This window comes from Paraburkholderia kirstenboschensis, assembly GCF_904848585.1.
Lineage (GTDB): Bacteria > Pseudomonadota > Gammaproteobacteria > Burkholderiales > Burkholderiaceae > Paraburkholderia > Paraburkholderia kirstenboschensis.
In genome coordinates, this window is sequence record NZ_CAJHCR010000006.1 from 329,116 (window position 1) to 342,332 (window position 13,217).

Genomic DNA, 13,217 nt, shown 5'->3' on the forward strand with positions numbered 1-13,217 from the left:
CCACGGTATTAACTGCTCTGCATGAGCGCCCGATGAGCGCGGCACAAGCGCCCGGACGGACGGGCGAACGCGGACCTTCAAGGACACGACGATGATAAGCACCCAAAATTTCAATCAATATGTGCGCATCGAAGCTAACCAGGATAACGGCACAGCAACCATCGTGCTTGAGCGCCCGGAGCGCCGGAATGCCGTCGACCGCGCTGTCGCCGATGCGTTGAGCGCCGCGTTCCAATGCTTCGAAGCAGAACCGGCGTGGCGCGCCGCAGTTTTGTTCGGCGCGGGCGGCACCTTTTGCGCGGGTGCGGATCTCAGCGCGCTCGCCGACGAAAACCGCCGCAACGAGCTACACGCGGACGGCAGCGGACCTGGGCCGATGGGACCGACACGGATGAGCTTCACGAAGCCCGTCATCGCGGCAATCGCAGGCTATGCGGTGGCGGGCGGCCTGGAACTGGCTGCGATGTGCGACCTGCGTGTCGTCGAGGACGATGCGGTGCTCGGTGTGTTCTGCCGGCGCGTAGGCATTCCGTTGATCGACGGCGGCACGATCCGCTTGCCGCGGCTGATCGGCATGTCGCGCGCGCTCGATCTGATCCTGACGGGACGTGCCGTGAGCGCCCAGGAAGCGCTCAGCTTTGGCCTCGCCAACCGCGTGGTCGCGAGGGGCGAAGCGCGTGCCGCGGCAGAGCAACTGGCCGCCGAACTCGCGGCGTTTCCGCAGGCGGCGCTTCTGGCCGACCGCCGTTCAGTGCTGGAAAACAGCATGCTCGGCGACCTGGCCGAGGCACTTCGGCGCGAAGGCGCCGGCGGATATCGCGCTGTATTCGACGAAGGCATTGCCGGCGCCGCACGTTTTGCGAGAGGCGCTGGACGTCACGGCACAACGCCGGATTCACACGAAGGAAGCGGCTAGCGGGGCGGCGAAACGGGGCGGCGAAACGGAGCGGCTCCAACCATCGGCACGGCGGGTTGCATGCACTCCGGCGGCGTGATGTCCCGCGGCGTTCAGCGAAAAACAACATCTGCATCGGCGCTCAGCGCTATCGTTTCGACTTAGGTAGAATCCCTGACTGTTTTGCATCCCGCACGGCGCATGCGCTCTCGTCCCGAAAACGCGCGCCGGCCGCGCGACGCTTCGCGCCGCGCCGATCCACAGTCTGCCGCCATGCCTTTGCCCCTGCTTGCTCTCGCCGTTGCCGCCTTTGGCATCGGCACCACCGAATTTGTCATCATGGGGCTGTTGCCCGATGTCGCCCGCGATCTGTCCGTCTCCATTCCGGCGGCGGGCATGCTGGTGTCGGCATACGCGCTTGGCGTGACCATCGGCGCACCGATCGTGGCAATCGCGGTCGCCAACATGCCGCGCAAGAAAGCGTTGATGAGCCTGATCGGCGTATTCATCGTCGGCAACCTGCTGTGCGCGGTCGCGCCCGGCTATGCGGTGTTGATGGCCGCGCGGATCGTCACGGCGTTCTGCCATGGCGCGTTCTTCGGTATCGGCTCGGTGGTCGCCGCGGGTCTCGTCGCGCCGAACCGCCGCGCGCAGGCCATCGCGCTGATGTTCACCGGCCTCACACTCGCGAATGTGTTGGGCGTGCCGCTTGGCACGGCGCTCGGCCAGGCTGTCGGCTGGCGCGCGACTTTCTGGGCCGTAACGGGCATCGGCATTGCAGCGGCCGCCGCGCTCGCGGTGTGCCTGCCGGCGCAGATCGAGATGCAGAAGGCGAGCCTCGTGCGCGAATTCAGCGTGCTGAAAAATCCGCAGGTGCTGATGGTGCTCGGCATCAGCGTGCTCGCGTCGGCAAGCCTCTTCTCCACGTTCACGTACATCACGCCGATTCTCGAAGACGTGACCGGCTTCACACCGCACGCGGTCACACTCGTTCTGCTGCTGTTCGGGCTCGGCCTGACGGTTGGCAGCACGCTTGGCGGCAAGCTCGCCGACTGGCGCCTGATGCCGTCGCTGGTGGCCTTTCTGCTCGCCATCGTGGTGATTCTCACGATTTTTGCCGGCACCATGCACGCCGAAATTCCGGCGATGATCACCATCTTCGCGTGGGGCGTTCTGGCATTTGCAATCGTGCCGCCGTTGCAAATGCTGATCGTGGATCGGGCGAGCCACGCGCCGAATCTAGCGTCGACGTTGAACCAGGGCGCGTTCAACCTCGGCAACGCAACGGGCGCATGGCTCGGCGGCATGGCGATCGGCGCGGGCGCGCCGTTGACCACGCTGCCGTGGGTCGGCGTGGCGACCTCGATCGGGGCGCTCCTGCTCACGCTGTGGTCGGTGTCCATCGACCGGCGCGCGCAGCGGGTGGCGGTGGCGGGCTGACAGCGGCATGCGCGGGCTCGCGCCGGTTCGTGCCGGCGCGCTTCGCGCGAGCGCCTGCGTTTCTACCTCACCCCCTCGCCACCAGAATCTCGCCGACGCACGTTCCAAAACCCACGCGATAACCGTCTGCCTGGCACCAACCCGCCAGCGTCAACTCATCGCCGTCTTCGATAAAACTGCGCGAGCCGCCCTCCTTCAGTTCCAGCGGCTTCTTGCCGTTCCACGTGAGTTCGAGCAGGCTGCCGTACGAGCCTTCCGTCGGCCCGCTGATCGTGCCCGAGCCCATCAGGTCGCCCACTCGCGTGTTGCAGCCCGACACCGTGTGATGCGCGAGTTGCTGAGCCATCGTCCAGTACATGTGCTTGAAGTTGGTTCGCGCAATAGTCGTTGCTTCTTTCGCGCCTTGCGGACGTAGCTTGACTTCCAGCTCTATGTCGAACGCATGCTCGCCGTCGTGCCGCAGATACGCAAGCGGCTGCGGCTCCTGCACGGGCTGTGCGACGCGGAAAGGCTCGAGCGCATCCAGCGTGACGATCCACGGCGAAATGGTGGTCGCGAATGTTTTTGAATTGAACGGGCCGAGCGGCACGTATTCCCATTGCTGAAGGTCGCGCGCGCTCCAGTCGTTCAACAGCACCATGCCGAAGATGTGCGCTTCCGCATCGGCACAGGCGATCGGCTCGCCCAATGCGTTGCCGCCGCCGATCACGAAGCCGGTTTCCAGTTCGATATCCAGCTTACGGCACGCGCCGAACACGGGACGCTCCTGATCGGGCAACTTCAATTGACCGTTCGGCCGACGCACCGGCGTGCCGCTCACCACGACCGACGACGCGCGTCCGTTATAGCCTATCGGCATCTCGGACCAGTTCGGCAGCAGCGCATTCTTCGGATCGCGGAACATGGAGCCGACATTCGTTGCGTGCTCCTTCGATGAATAGAAATCCGTGTAGCCGGGAATTTGCAAGGGCAGATGGAGCCGCGCGTCGGCCTGACGCACCAGCGCCTTCGCGCGCAGGGTAGCGTCGTCGCGCAAAGTTGCGGTGTCGCGTAAAAGCAGATTACTCAGCTGGATGCGCACGCTGCGCCATGCGCCGCGGCCAAGCGCGATGAACTCGTTCAAAGTATCGCGCGCGAAAACGTCGGCCTTCGAGGGCACCGTGAGTAATCCCGCCGCCTGCAGCGCGGCCAGATCGACAATCTCATTGCCAATCGCGACGCCCACGCGCCGCGCATCGTCGTTGCTATCGCTGAAAATGCCGAACGGCAAGTTCTGGATCGAGAAATCGTTGCTTGGTTCGTTGGCCGACTGGACCCAACTTTTGCGCGACGGATCGAGCGTCGCCTGAAGATCGCTCAATGCGCTCATCGTTGCTCCGGATTGAAGTGTTTCTTAAGACCTTGCCAGCACTCGTAGTAATGCGCCTGAAGTTGCGCGGTTTCGAGCGCAAAGCGGGTCGGCTTGATCAGCGTCCTGGTTTCGAACATGAACGCCATCGTGTCGCCCACCTTGGCCGGCTTCGACGTATCGCTGTGCGACGCCTTCTCGAAGGTGTCCGCGTCGGGACCGTGGCCCGACATGCAGTTATGCAGGCTCGCGCCGCCCGGTACGAAACCTTCGGCCTTCGCGTCGTAGACGCCGTGCACGAGTCCCATGAACTCACTCGCGACGTTGCGATGAAACCATGGCGGGCGAAACGTATCTTCAGCGGCAAGCCAGCGCGGCGGGAAGATCACGAAGTCAATTGAATCCACGCCCGGTGTGTCGCTTTGCGATTGCAACACCAGAAAGATCGACGGGTCCGGATGGTCGAAGCTAATCGAGCCGATGGTGTTGAAGCGCCGCAAGTCGTATTTATACGGCGCGTAATTGCCGTGCCACGCGACCACGTCGAGCGGCGAATGTCCAATGTCCGCGCGCCACAGATTGCCGTTCATCTTCGCGACGAGCTCGAAGTCGCCTTCGCGGTCCTCGTAAGCGGCATGCGGCGTGAGGAAGTCGCGCGGGTTGGCAAGACCGTTCGAGCCGATCGGCCCGAGGTCCGGCAAGCGAAGCAACGCGCCGAAGTTTTCGCAGATGTAGCCGCGCGCCGTGCCGTCCGGCAAGCTCACCGCGAAGCGCACGCCGCGCGGAATCACTGCGATCTCGAACGGCCCGACTTCGAGCCGGCCGAGTTCCGTCGCGATTTCGAGGCGGCCTTCCTGCGGCACGATCAGCAACTCGCCGTCGGCGCTGTAGAAGAAACGGTCCGTCATCGAGCGATTCGCCGCGTACAGGTGGATCGCGCAGCCGCTCATCGATTCGGCGGCGCCGTTGCCCGCCATCGTGACCCAGCCGTCGACGAAATCCGTCGGCTCGCCCGGCATCGGCAACGCGTCCCAGCGCAACTGATTCGGCGGCGTCGGCGGCACTTCGGCGAAATTCGCGACGAGCCGCTCCGAAGGCAGCGGCGTGAACGGCTTATGCACTGCCGCGGGACGAATGCGGTACAGCCAGGTGCGCCGATTGTGCCCGCGCGGTGCGGTGAAAGCGGTGCCGGACAACTGTTCGGCATACAAACCATAAGCCGCGCGCTGCGGCGAATTGCGCCCTTCAGGCAGCGCGCCCGGTAGAGCCTCGGTCGCGAATTCGTTGCCGAAGCCCGACTGATAGCCGGGTTCGATCTCAAGCCGCGACCTGACGGTATTCGGCTGACGTGTTGAGGTATCCATGCAAGATTCTCCGTTGACCTTAGACTTCACTTCACGCGGTTTGCGGTTCGGACGGACGGCTGCGTTGCCGCGTCGCCGCGGCGAGCCCGATCACCAGCAACGCGGAACACAGCACCGGCAGCGCGGCCGCATGAAACAGCGATTCGTTCGACCAGTTCAGCGCAATCAATTGACCGCCGACCAGCGGCCCGATCACCGAGCCGATACGCCCGATTCCGAGGCTCCAGCCGATCCCCGTCGATCGCAGTGTGGTCGGATAAAAGTGGCCCGCAAGCGCGTTCACCGCCGGCTGCCCGCCGACCACACAGAAGCCGCCCGCGAACACGACGATCAGGAGCCACGGCAAAGCATGCGCCACGCTGCCAATGGTGCCGACAGCGAGCGCCGCGCCCGCGAAGCACACGAACAGCACGCGCACGAAACCAAAGCGTTCGATGAACCAGCCGAGCAGTAACGTGCCCACCACGCCGCCCGTCTGCAACACCGTGCCGACGATCACCGCCGTGCCCGGCGAATAGCCGGCGTCGCGCATGACGGTCGGCAGCCAGTTCGACAGAAAGTACAGATCGATCAGGTTCATGAAGCTGATCGCCCACAGAATCAAGGTGACCGGAGCACGGCCCGCGCGGAACAGCTCCGCGACCGGTGCACCGGCATTGCCCTTCTCGCGTACGACGACGCGTGTGTTCGCATCGATCGGCAGGTCCGGATTGAATTTCGCAAGCCAGCGCAACGCGCGGTCGCTGCGGCCCTTCAGCACGAGAAATTGCAACGACTCGGGCAACGCGGCGAGCATGGCGACCGCGAGCACCAGCGGCACCGCGCCGCCGACCCAGAACACTGCGCGCCAACCATAGGCCGGAATCAGCGCAGCGCTGATGAAGCCGCCCAGCGCCGCGCCCAACGTGAAGCCGCACGACACCAGCATCATGCGCTTGACGCGATGGGCGGGCGTCGAAAATTCGCCTACGAGCGCCATCGCGTTCGGCATGATGCAGCCGAGGCCGAGGCCCGTGATGAAGCGCAGCGCGATCAATGCGGGAATCGTCGAGACGAAGGGCGTAGCCAGCATCGACAGCGCAAAGAAAAACGTGGCGCCGATCAGTACCGGACGACGGCCGATGCGGTCCGCCAGCACCGACAGCCCCAATGCCCCGAGCAGCATGCCGAACAGGCTTGCGCTGAACACTGGGCCGAGCGCCGCCTTCGACACATGCCATTCGCCGATCACGCTCGGCGCGACGTAACCCATGGCCTGCGCGTCGAAGCCGTCGATCACGAGGCATAGTCCGCACAACGCGAGCAGCATGAACTGGAATGCCGGGTGATGCGTCTCGCCGAGCACCCGCTCGACTTCGATCACGTTCGGGGCGGCTGATGCCGGGTTGGCGCTCATTGGTAGGGTCTCCACATCTGATGGTTCGAACGTCTGCGGCGGCGGGCCGATGCGAAGCACGCGGCACGGCGTAAGTCGGCTCTCGTCAGTCGCACGACGATTTACGCATGGTAAAACTAATTACGTTAAGTGAAATTAACGTATACCCTGGACGCACGACGGCAAACGCGCGGCACCACCGCCGGGCAAGGGTTGGCGGATATCGTTAGCAGCATTTTGTTCATGTGAGCGCGATGTGGACTGCTACCATCGAAGATGCGGCGCACATGCTCTGTTTTGAGGCGCGAACGCACCACTCATCCGATCCATTCGCTTAAATGATCCCGCCGACCATTCCCAATCTCGTTGCCCGCGCCTCTGAGCATCCGTTCCTCGCCAAACATCTGGCGATGGGTCACGGCACGAGCGGCGATATTGCGCTCGCGCGGTTCCACGACCTCGAGCTCACGAGCGCCTATGAACCGATCTTCGACATCAGCGTGCACGCGTTGGCGCAGTCGATGTCGTCCGATGTCGAAAACGTCGACCGTTTCGGCGATGAGTTGGGTTTCCAGGCGGTCACGCAGCGGCTCGACGCCGCGCCGTTCGATATGTTCGACGCGTTCGACCGCATCGCCGACGATCAGGAGGTCGTCGCGCTCGACCGCACGTCGCGCGCGCTGCACGCGATCAACTTCTTCGGTGCCCAGCGGCACGGACTGCTGTTCCTGCGCGTGCACGAGCGGCTTCTGAAGAGCGTGAAATACGATCATGGGCGGCACTTTTCGAGCGTGCTCACGTCGTTCGGGTTGAACCCGTCGAGGATAGTGATCGAGCTGCCGGCAGCCGCGGTCGCGCATAAGACGTTTCTCGGCTATTTGACCAAGAGCTATCAGCACTACGGCTTCAAGGTGGCAGGCAACCTGTCCAACGCAGGACAGATTCTGTCGGTGTCGGACACCGCTCGGCTCGACTTCATCAAGATGGATGCGGCGACCGCGTTGCGCGACGCGACGGTCAAGCCGTTAGTGGGATACGCAAGCCGGCTGCGGATTCCGCTGATCTTCAATCGGGTGATGGACGAACCGCAATTCGAAGCGTTGCAGCAATACGATGTGCGCTTCGTGCAAGGGCCGCTGTTCAATGCGCATTATCACGACCGCGCGGCTTGATTTACGGGCTTGGCTTGATTTACGGGATTGGCTTGATTTGCGGGCTTGGCTTGATTTGCGGGCTTGGCTTAATTTGCGGGCTTGGCTTAATTTGCTCCGGGCGATTGTCTTAGCTTGATCCAGTCTGCTCGGGCTGATTCTCCCGGCTTGATTCGCTTGATGCATTTCACTCGGCCCACTTAGCTCTGCCGGACTCGCTTCGCCTAGCCGATGCGAAGCCTCAGCCAGCGTCGCCGAGGCGCCGCGCAAGCGCCTTCAGCCGCGGCGCAACCTTGTCCCGAAACACGTCTTCTCCCATCGACGAAGCCGGTCCGCTGCAACTCAGCGCAAGCCAGCGCCCTTCGCGCGGCTCGCGAAACGGCACGGCAACCGCGTTGACATCGTCGTGCCAGGCCCGAAACGAATAGCAGCAACGCTCCTTTTCGAACGCGGCGATTTCCTTCACAGCGTCGGCCACTAGCGCCGCGCCGCCCTTCCCCGCCGCTTTCCTGAGTTCCGCAAGCAGCGCGGCACGCACGTCGACAGGCTGCACAGCGAGATAAGCGCGGCCCATTGAGCTCGTCAGCATGGACAGTTTCGAGCCGGGCGCGAGGCCGAGCGTCAACGCGGTCTCGCTGCGTATGGTGTCGAGGTAGATCATGTCGAGGCCGTCACGACAGCCGAGCGAAACAGCAGCGCCCACCTCGCGCGCGAACCCGCGCATGTGAGGGCGGGCAAGTTCGAGCGTGTCGGTGCCCGAGAGCAGCGCAAACCCGAGCGACAGCACGCCTGCATCAAGCGCGTATTTGCCCAACGCTTCATCGAACCGAAGATAGCCGAGCACGGTCAGCGTGTAGGCGAGGCGGTTGACAGTCGCCTTCGGCAAGCCGGTGCGTTCGACGAAGTCGCGGTTGCCGAGCATCGTCTCCCCCGGCTTGAACGCGCGCAGCAGCTCAAGCCCGCGTGCGAGGGCGACGACGAATTTGCGCTCGTCGAGCGGATCGGACAAAGTGGATGCGGGCGTCATCGGGTGATACACTCAGGCGTGGTTTGCAAAACATTGTTCCGCATAGCGGAACCATAGTCAAGCTTCATTCAAGCAAGGAATCAGGAGATACGTCATGGCCGAGGCCGCGCAGTTTCACTGGGAAGACCCGTTGCTGCTGGATCAGCAGCTCACCGAAGACGAACGCATGGTGCGCGACGCCGCCGCCGCGTACGCGCAGGACAAACTGCAGCCGCGCGTGCTCGAAGCGTTCCGTCACGAGAAGACCGACATCGAAATCTTCCGCGAGATGGGCGAACTGGGCCTGCTCGGTCCGACAATTCCCGAGCAATACGGCGGGCCGGGGCTGAACTACGTGGCGTATGGCTTGATCGCACGTGAAGTGGAGCGCGTCGACTCTGGCTACCGGTCGATGATGTCGGTGCAGTCTTCGCTGGTCATGGTGCCGATCTACGAGTTCGGCTCCGAGGCGCAGAAGCAGAAATACCTGCCGAAGCTCGCCACCGGCGAATGGATCGGCTGCTTCGGACTAACCGAGCCGAATCACGGCTCCGATCCGGGCAGCATGGTGACGCGCGCAAAGAAGGTCGACGGCGGCTACTCGCTGTCCGGCTCGAAAATGTGGATCACCAATTCGCCAATCGCCGACGTCTTCGTGGTGTGGGCCAAGCTCGAGGAAAACGGCAAGGACGCGATTCGCGGCTTCATCCTGGAGAAGGGCTGGAAGGGACTGTCGGCACCGACCATCCATAGCAAGGTAGGCTTGCGGGCGTCGATCACCGGCGAAATCGTGCTCGACGAAGTGTTCGTGCCGGAAGAAAACCGCTTTCCGGAAGTGAGCGGCTTGCGCGGTCCGTTCACGTGCCTGAACTCAGCGCGTTACGGCATTGCGTGGGGCGCGCTCGGCGCGGCGGAAGACTGTTGGCACACCGCGCGTCAGTACGTGCTCGATCGCAAGCAGTTCGGCCGGCCGCTCGCGGCAAACCAGTTGATTCAGAAAAAACTCGCCGATATGCAAACAGAGATCACGCTCGGCCTGCAAGGCGTGCTACGCCTTGGACGTATGAAAGACGAAGGCACGGCGGCCGTGGAGATCACGTCGATCATGAAACGCAATTCATGCGGCAAGGCGCTCGACATTGCGCGGCTCGCGCGGGACATGCTGGGCGGGAACGGCATCTCGGACGAGTTCGGCATCGCCCGGCATCTGGTGAATCTTGAAGTGGTCAACACCTATGAAGGCACGCACGACATCCACGCGCTGATTCTCGGACGCGCGCAAACGGGCATCCAGGCGTTTTTCTGAAGCCTTTCTGAAGGCAGACCACGGTTTGTCGCAGCGCGGTTTGTTCATGCGTCGAAAGTAAAAGGCCGGTTCGCGATGAACCGGCCTTTGTCGTGTATGACGCAGCTTTTGGCTTTCTGCTTCCGAAAGTCCTCAGCCTTGCGCCGAGCGCGGGCTTACTTATTCGGCTGCGGCGTCATGCGCAGATACGGACGCAGCGCCTTGTAACCCTTCGGGAATTTCTGTTTGATCACCTCTTCGTCCTTCAGCGATGGCACGATCACGACGTCGTCGCCCTGCTTCCAGTTGCCGGGCGTTGCAACTGAGTGGCTGTCCGTGAGCTGAAGCGAATCGATTACGCGCAGCACTTCGTCGAAGTTGCGCCCTGTGCTTGCCGGATAGGTAATGATCAGACGCACTTTCTTCTTCGGATCGATGACGAAGAGCGAGCGGACCGTGAGTGTTTCATTGGCGTTCGGGTGAATCATGTCGTACAACTCGGACACTTTGCGGTCGCCATCGGCCAGAATCGGAAACCCGACGTTGGCGGCCTGCGTCTCGTTGATGTCCTTGATCCATTCCTTGTGCGACTCGGCGCTGTCGACCGACAACGCGATGGTCTTCACGTTGCGCTTCTCGAATTCCTCGGCGAGCTTGGCGGTCAGGCCGAGTTCCGTGGTGCAGACCGGCGTAAAGTCGGCCGGGTGCGAGAACAGCACGCCCCAGCTGTCGCCGAGCCATTCATGAAACTTGATGCGGCCGATACTCGACTCCTGCTCGAAATCCGGTGCGGTATCGCCAAGACGTAGACTCATGTGCATCTCCTTAAGTATTCGGACACCAGCGCGAGCACGTGCCCGCAGCGCCTGAAAAAGATAAAGCATACGGCAGCGATCGTACATGCCGAACGAACATCGGCTCACTACTTTATGCCTTTTTGTAATTTTCGCCGATTTAGTGGAAACTTTGCGGGACAGATCAACTCCATCATGCACTAACATCATCTGTAAGCGGTCATGCAGGTGCTGTCCGGTAGGGTTTCGCCTCGCCAGGAACGGTTCGTGCGTTCGGCTCCACAAACCGGGCAGTGCGCTCGCCAGCCGCCGTTTCTTTGTTTAGGATTCACGCGTGGCGTGAGACGAAGGGGAGCTGTCAATGTCGGAAGTCAACAAGGAGAGATTGATGTCGGATATCAAAACCGTCCTCGCGGACGCTGAAGACCTGCTGAAACAGGCCGCAAGCGCAACTGGCGAGCGCGCTTCGGAACTGCGCGAAACGGCGCTGTCACGTCTGAAGCAAGCCAGGGAAAAAGCGGCCGACGTGCAAGTCGTCGTGGTCGAGAAAGGCAAGAAGGCTGCTCGCGCAACCGACGACTACGTTCACGAGCATCCGTGGGCATCCATCGGCATTGCCGCGGGCGCCGGCGTGCTGCTGGGTCTGCTGATCAACCGCAAGTAACACGACGCACGTTGCCGGACAAGCTATGTCCGGCTTGCCAGCGAATCAAGCGGACCGGCGCATGTCCGGCCGGTCCGCTTATCTTGGCGCGCACGTTTGCACGCGCCGCTTAGGCCAACACGCGCAACGCCCACAGCCATGACGACCGACACACATTCGCAGCGCGAACAACATAGCCCGTTACGCCGCATCATCGGCTCGGTGTCCGCCATTCTGCAAACACGCCTTGAACTGGTCGGCATTGAATTGGCCGAGGAAAAAGACCGCCTTCTCGGCGTGCTCTTTCTTGGCCTTGCCGCGATGATGCTGACCACCATGGCCCTGATCGCTCTTACCGCGCTGGTCGCCATCGCGTTCTGGGACACATACCGGTGGCAGGCGCTTGCCGGAATCACACTTGTCTATGCGATCGCCGGACTGACCTGCGCGCTAAAAGCGCGCAGTAATCTGCGTAATGCGCCGATGGTTTTCGAGTCCACCATCGCCGAATTCGAAAAAGACCGCGACGTATTTCGTAGACCGTAGCACTGCGAGCGCACGGAGCGGGAGCCGTCCTTCGCTGATTGGCAAGTTCGTGAGCCGGTTGTTAAGCGTATCTGAAGCCGACCGGTTGCGGCGACGCTTGCTGTGCCGTTCTTTGCCGTTCTTTGCACCGCGCGTTGTGCCGTTCCGTGCGCTGTTCCTAGCCCTCCATACTGCCGATACGCCATGAGCCAGAGCCATACAAGTTCCGCATTCCGCAACAAGCGCCAGCCGGCGAGAGACCTTAGCGCGCCGCACCTGCGAGCGCTACGCAAGGAATTGCTGCTCGTGCGCGCGGACGTCGAGCGCATGGAGTTGGCCCAGGCGACGATCGAATTGCGCGAAGCCGTTACCCACTTCAGTTGGCTCAAGTTCGTCGTACCGGGTTTCGGCGGGTTGCGCATGGGCACAGGGTCCAAAGCGAATTTCCTCAACGCCGGGACCATTGGCGCTCTCCTCAAACAGTATCCGCTAGTCAGTTCGATCGCCTCGATCGTCCTCGCGAAGCCGCTGCGCGCGACGGTTGCAGCCGGCGCTAAGCCCGCGCTGAAATGGGGCGGCCTGGCGCTTGCCGCGTGGGAAGCGTACCGCGTGTGGCAGCAGATCAAAGGGGAGTCGCGAGCATCGTATGGTTCGCGCGACGAGGGGTGAGGTGCTGGGCAGGGTTGAGTGCTTCGGTGCTCGGTGCTTCGGTGACTCAGTGCTGCCGTGCTTCAGTGCTCCAGTGCTTCATCGCTTCATGGGTTCGTGCCTTTTTTGTCAGTCAACGAGCGCACCTCGGCGCACGCTGGCTTCGCGGTTTGCTAGCTAGTGCCCCAACACTGCCCGGTGGGCGGCGCCGACCCAATCGCGACATTCTTATTACTTCGCATCCCTGTCGCGTCGAGCGTGAAAACACCGCACGGGTCATCGCGCATCGGGCCCGATTCGTCCGGAGCCGCTTCAATTGAATAGCCGCCGTTAGCATCATCCGCCGGCAGCACATGCAGCCGATAGACCGCAGTGCCGAATTGCGGAGCCTGATCGAGACCCGGCGGCAGAGCAGCATTGTTGTCACTTGCCGCACCCTCGACGAATTGCGCCGCCCGAAACAGCGCCGATGCCGCGTCGACCCGATGCGTTCGCACGACCTGACTGCGATACGACGGCACAGCAAAGACGGCCAGGACCGCGACTATCGCGAGAGTGATAATCAGTTCGAGCAAGGTGAATGCGGATAAGTACGCCCTTCTCATCTATGCCTCACTAAGAACCCTTAACAAAATGAACGAAGGGGCTGTTAACCATCGATGAATGCTGTTAACCTTTTCATTGTTTCGACGACGAAAAGGACATGGCCAAGCCAATACTCGACGACGAACTGTGGGCACTCA

The 13,217-nt window shown here is 62.4% G+C and carries 13 protein-coding genes; 7 read left to right on the forward strand and 6 right to left on the reverse strand.

Annotated features, from left to right (window positions below; translation table 11 throughout):
- Nucleotides 1-91: 91 nt before the first annotated feature.
- Nucleotides 92-916: a crotonase/enoyl-CoA hydratase family protein gene (locus JMY24_RS19140; protein WP_128594336.1), complete on the forward strand. Its 825-nt coding sequence runs from the start codon at nucleotides 92-94 to the stop codon at nucleotides 914-916.
- 252 nt (nucleotides 917-1,168) lie between these two features.
- Nucleotides 1,169-2,335, forward strand: a complete 1,167-nt coding sequence (locus JMY24_RS19145) for an MFS transporter (RefSeq protein WP_201702700.1) — start codon at nucleotides 1,169-1,171, stop codon at nucleotides 2,333-2,335.
- 67 nt (nucleotides 2,336-2,402) lie between these two features.
- Here JMY24_RS19145 and fahA read toward each other — a convergent pair whose 3' ends face one another.
- From fahA to JMY24_RS19160, 3 genes are read right to left on the reverse strand one after another with little or no spacing between them, the layout of a single operon-like run.
- Nucleotides 2,403-3,704, reverse strand: coding sequence for a fumarylacetoacetase (gene fahA, locus JMY24_RS19150; RefSeq protein WP_128594335.1), 1,302 nt, complete (start codon nucleotides 3,702-3,704; stop codon nucleotides 2,403-2,405).
- On the reverse strand, nucleotides 3,701-5,047 hold the full coding sequence (gene hmgA, locus JMY24_RS19155) for a homogentisate 1,2-dioxygenase (protein ID WP_128587972.1): 1,347 nt from the start codon (nucleotides 5,045-5,047) through the stop codon (nucleotides 3,701-3,703). Before hmgA ends, fahA begins: the two co-directional genes overlap by 4 nt.
- A 31-nt stretch (nucleotides 5,048-5,078) precedes the next feature.
- On the reverse strand, nucleotides 5,079-6,443 hold the full coding sequence (locus JMY24_RS19160) for an MFS transporter (RefSeq protein ID WP_128594334.1): 1,365 nt from the start codon (nucleotides 6,441-6,443) through the stop codon (nucleotides 5,079-5,081).
- Between the two features lie 317 nt (nucleotides 6,444-6,760).
- Between JMY24_RS19160 and JMY24_RS19165 the strand changes: the two genes are divergently transcribed.
- Nucleotides 6,761-7,594 (forward strand): EAL domain-containing protein, encoded by an 834-nt coding sequence (locus JMY24_RS19165; RefSeq protein WP_128594333.1) that lies wholly within the window; start codon nucleotides 6,761-6,763, stop codon nucleotides 7,592-7,594.
- Nucleotides 7,595-7,814: 220 nt separating this feature from the next.
- On the opposite strand, the gene JMY24_RS19170 is transcribed toward JMY24_RS19165, so the two are convergent.
- Nucleotides 7,815-8,600: an IclR family transcriptional regulator gene (locus JMY24_RS19170; protein WP_128594332.1), complete on the reverse strand. Its 786-nt coding sequence runs from the start codon at nucleotides 8,598-8,600 to the stop codon at nucleotides 7,815-7,817.
- A 94-nt stretch (nucleotides 8,601-8,694) separates the two neighbouring features.
- On the opposite strand from JMY24_RS19170, the gene JMY24_RS19175 reads away from it, so the two are divergent.
- On the forward strand, nucleotides 8,695-9,885 hold the full coding sequence (locus tag JMY24_RS19175; protein WP_128587980.1) for an acyl-CoA dehydrogenase: 1,191 nt from the start codon (nucleotides 8,695-8,697) through the stop codon (nucleotides 9,883-9,885).
- 155 nt (nucleotides 9,886-10,040) lie between these two features.
- Here JMY24_RS19175 and JMY24_RS19180 read toward each other — a convergent pair whose 3' ends face one another.
- Nucleotides 10,041-10,679, reverse strand: a complete 639-nt coding sequence (locus JMY24_RS19180) for a peroxiredoxin (RefSeq protein ID WP_128587982.1) — start codon at nucleotides 10,677-10,679, stop codon at nucleotides 10,041-10,043.
- A gap of 340 nt (nucleotides 10,680-11,019) precedes the next feature.
- Between JMY24_RS19180 and JMY24_RS19185 the strand changes: the two genes are divergently transcribed.
- The 3 genes from JMY24_RS19185 (at nucleotide 11,020) to JMY24_RS19195 (ending at nucleotide 12,495) form a co-directional block, all read left to right on the forward strand.
- On the forward strand, nucleotides 11,020-11,322 hold the full coding sequence (locus JMY24_RS19185) for an ElaB/YgaM/YqjD family protein (protein WP_006047848.1): 303 nt from the start codon (nucleotides 11,020-11,022) through the stop codon (nucleotides 11,320-11,322).
- Nucleotides 11,323-11,460: 138 nt separating this feature from the next.
- The gene (locus JMY24_RS19190; protein WP_128587984.1) at nucleotides 11,461-11,847 is read left to right on the forward strand and encodes a phage holin family protein; all 387 of its coding nucleotides are present in this window, start codon (nucleotides 11,461-11,463) and stop codon (nucleotides 11,845-11,847) included.
- Nucleotides 11,848-12,030: 183 nt separating this feature from the next.
- Complete coding sequence (locus JMY24_RS19195) at nucleotides 12,031-12,495, forward strand: DUF3318 domain-containing protein (RefSeq protein ID WP_128594331.1); 465 nt, start codon at nucleotides 12,031-12,033, stop codon at nucleotides 12,493-12,495.
- 152 nt (nucleotides 12,496-12,647) lie between these two features.
- Here the strand turns inward: JMY24_RS19195 and JMY24_RS19200 are convergent, their stop codons facing one another.
- Nucleotides 12,648-13,079: a type IV pilin protein gene (locus JMY24_RS19200; protein ID WP_128594330.1), complete on the reverse strand. Its 432-nt coding sequence runs from the start codon at nucleotides 13,077-13,079 to the stop codon at nucleotides 12,648-12,650.
- Nucleotides 13,080-13,217 lie beyond the last annotated feature (138 nt).

What these genes read in the sequence shown, in the direction of transcription:
- JMY24_RS19140 (WP_128594336.1), top strand. Translation starts at nt 92, where the DNA reads ATGATAAGCACCCAAAATTTCAATCAATATGTGCGCATCGAAGCTAAC.
- JMY24_RS19145 (WP_201702700.1), top strand. Translation starts at nt 1,169, where the DNA reads ATGCCTTTGCCCCTGCTTGCTCTCGCCGTTGCCGCCTTTGGCATCGGC.
- fahA (WP_128594335.1), bottom strand. Translation starts at nt 3,704, where the DNA reads ATGAGCGCATTGAGCGATCTTCAGGCGACGCTCGATCCGTCGCGCAAA.
- hmgA (WP_128587972.1), bottom strand. Translation starts at nt 5,047, where the DNA reads ATGGATACCTCAACACGTCAGCCGAATACCGTCAGGTCGCGGCTTGAG.
- JMY24_RS19160 (WP_128594334.1), bottom strand. Translation starts at nt 6,443, where the DNA reads ATGAGCGCCAACCCGGCATCAGCCGCCCCGAACGTGATCGAAGTCGAG.
- JMY24_RS19165 (WP_128594333.1), top strand. Translation starts at nt 6,761, where the DNA reads ATGATCCCGCCGACCATTCCCAATCTCGTTGCCCGCGCCTCTGAGCAT.
- JMY24_RS19170 (WP_128594332.1), bottom strand. Translation starts at nt 8,600, where the DNA reads ATGACGCCCGCATCCACTTTGTCCGATCCGCTCGACGAGCGCAAATTC.
- JMY24_RS19175 (WP_128587980.1), top strand. Translation starts at nt 8,695, where the DNA reads ATGGCCGAGGCCGCGCAGTTTCACTGGGAAGACCCGTTGCTGCTGGAT.
- JMY24_RS19180 (WP_128587982.1), bottom strand. Translation starts at nt 10,679, where the DNA reads ATGAGTCTACGTCTTGGCGATACCGCACCGGATTTCGAGCAGGAGTCG.
- JMY24_RS19185 (WP_006047848.1), top strand. Translation starts at nt 11,020, where the DNA reads ATGTCGGAAGTCAACAAGGAGAGATTGATGTCGGATATCAAAACCGTC.
- JMY24_RS19190 (WP_128587984.1), top strand. Translation starts at nt 11,461, where the DNA reads ATGACGACCGACACACATTCGCAGCGCGAACAACATAGCCCGTTACGC.
- JMY24_RS19195 (WP_128594331.1), top strand. Translation starts at nt 12,031, where the DNA reads ATGAGCCAGAGCCATACAAGTTCCGCATTCCGCAACAAGCGCCAGCCG.
- JMY24_RS19200 (WP_128594330.1), bottom strand. Translation starts at nt 13,079, where the DNA reads ATGAGAAGGGCGTACTTATCCGCATTCACCTTGCTCGAACTGATTATC.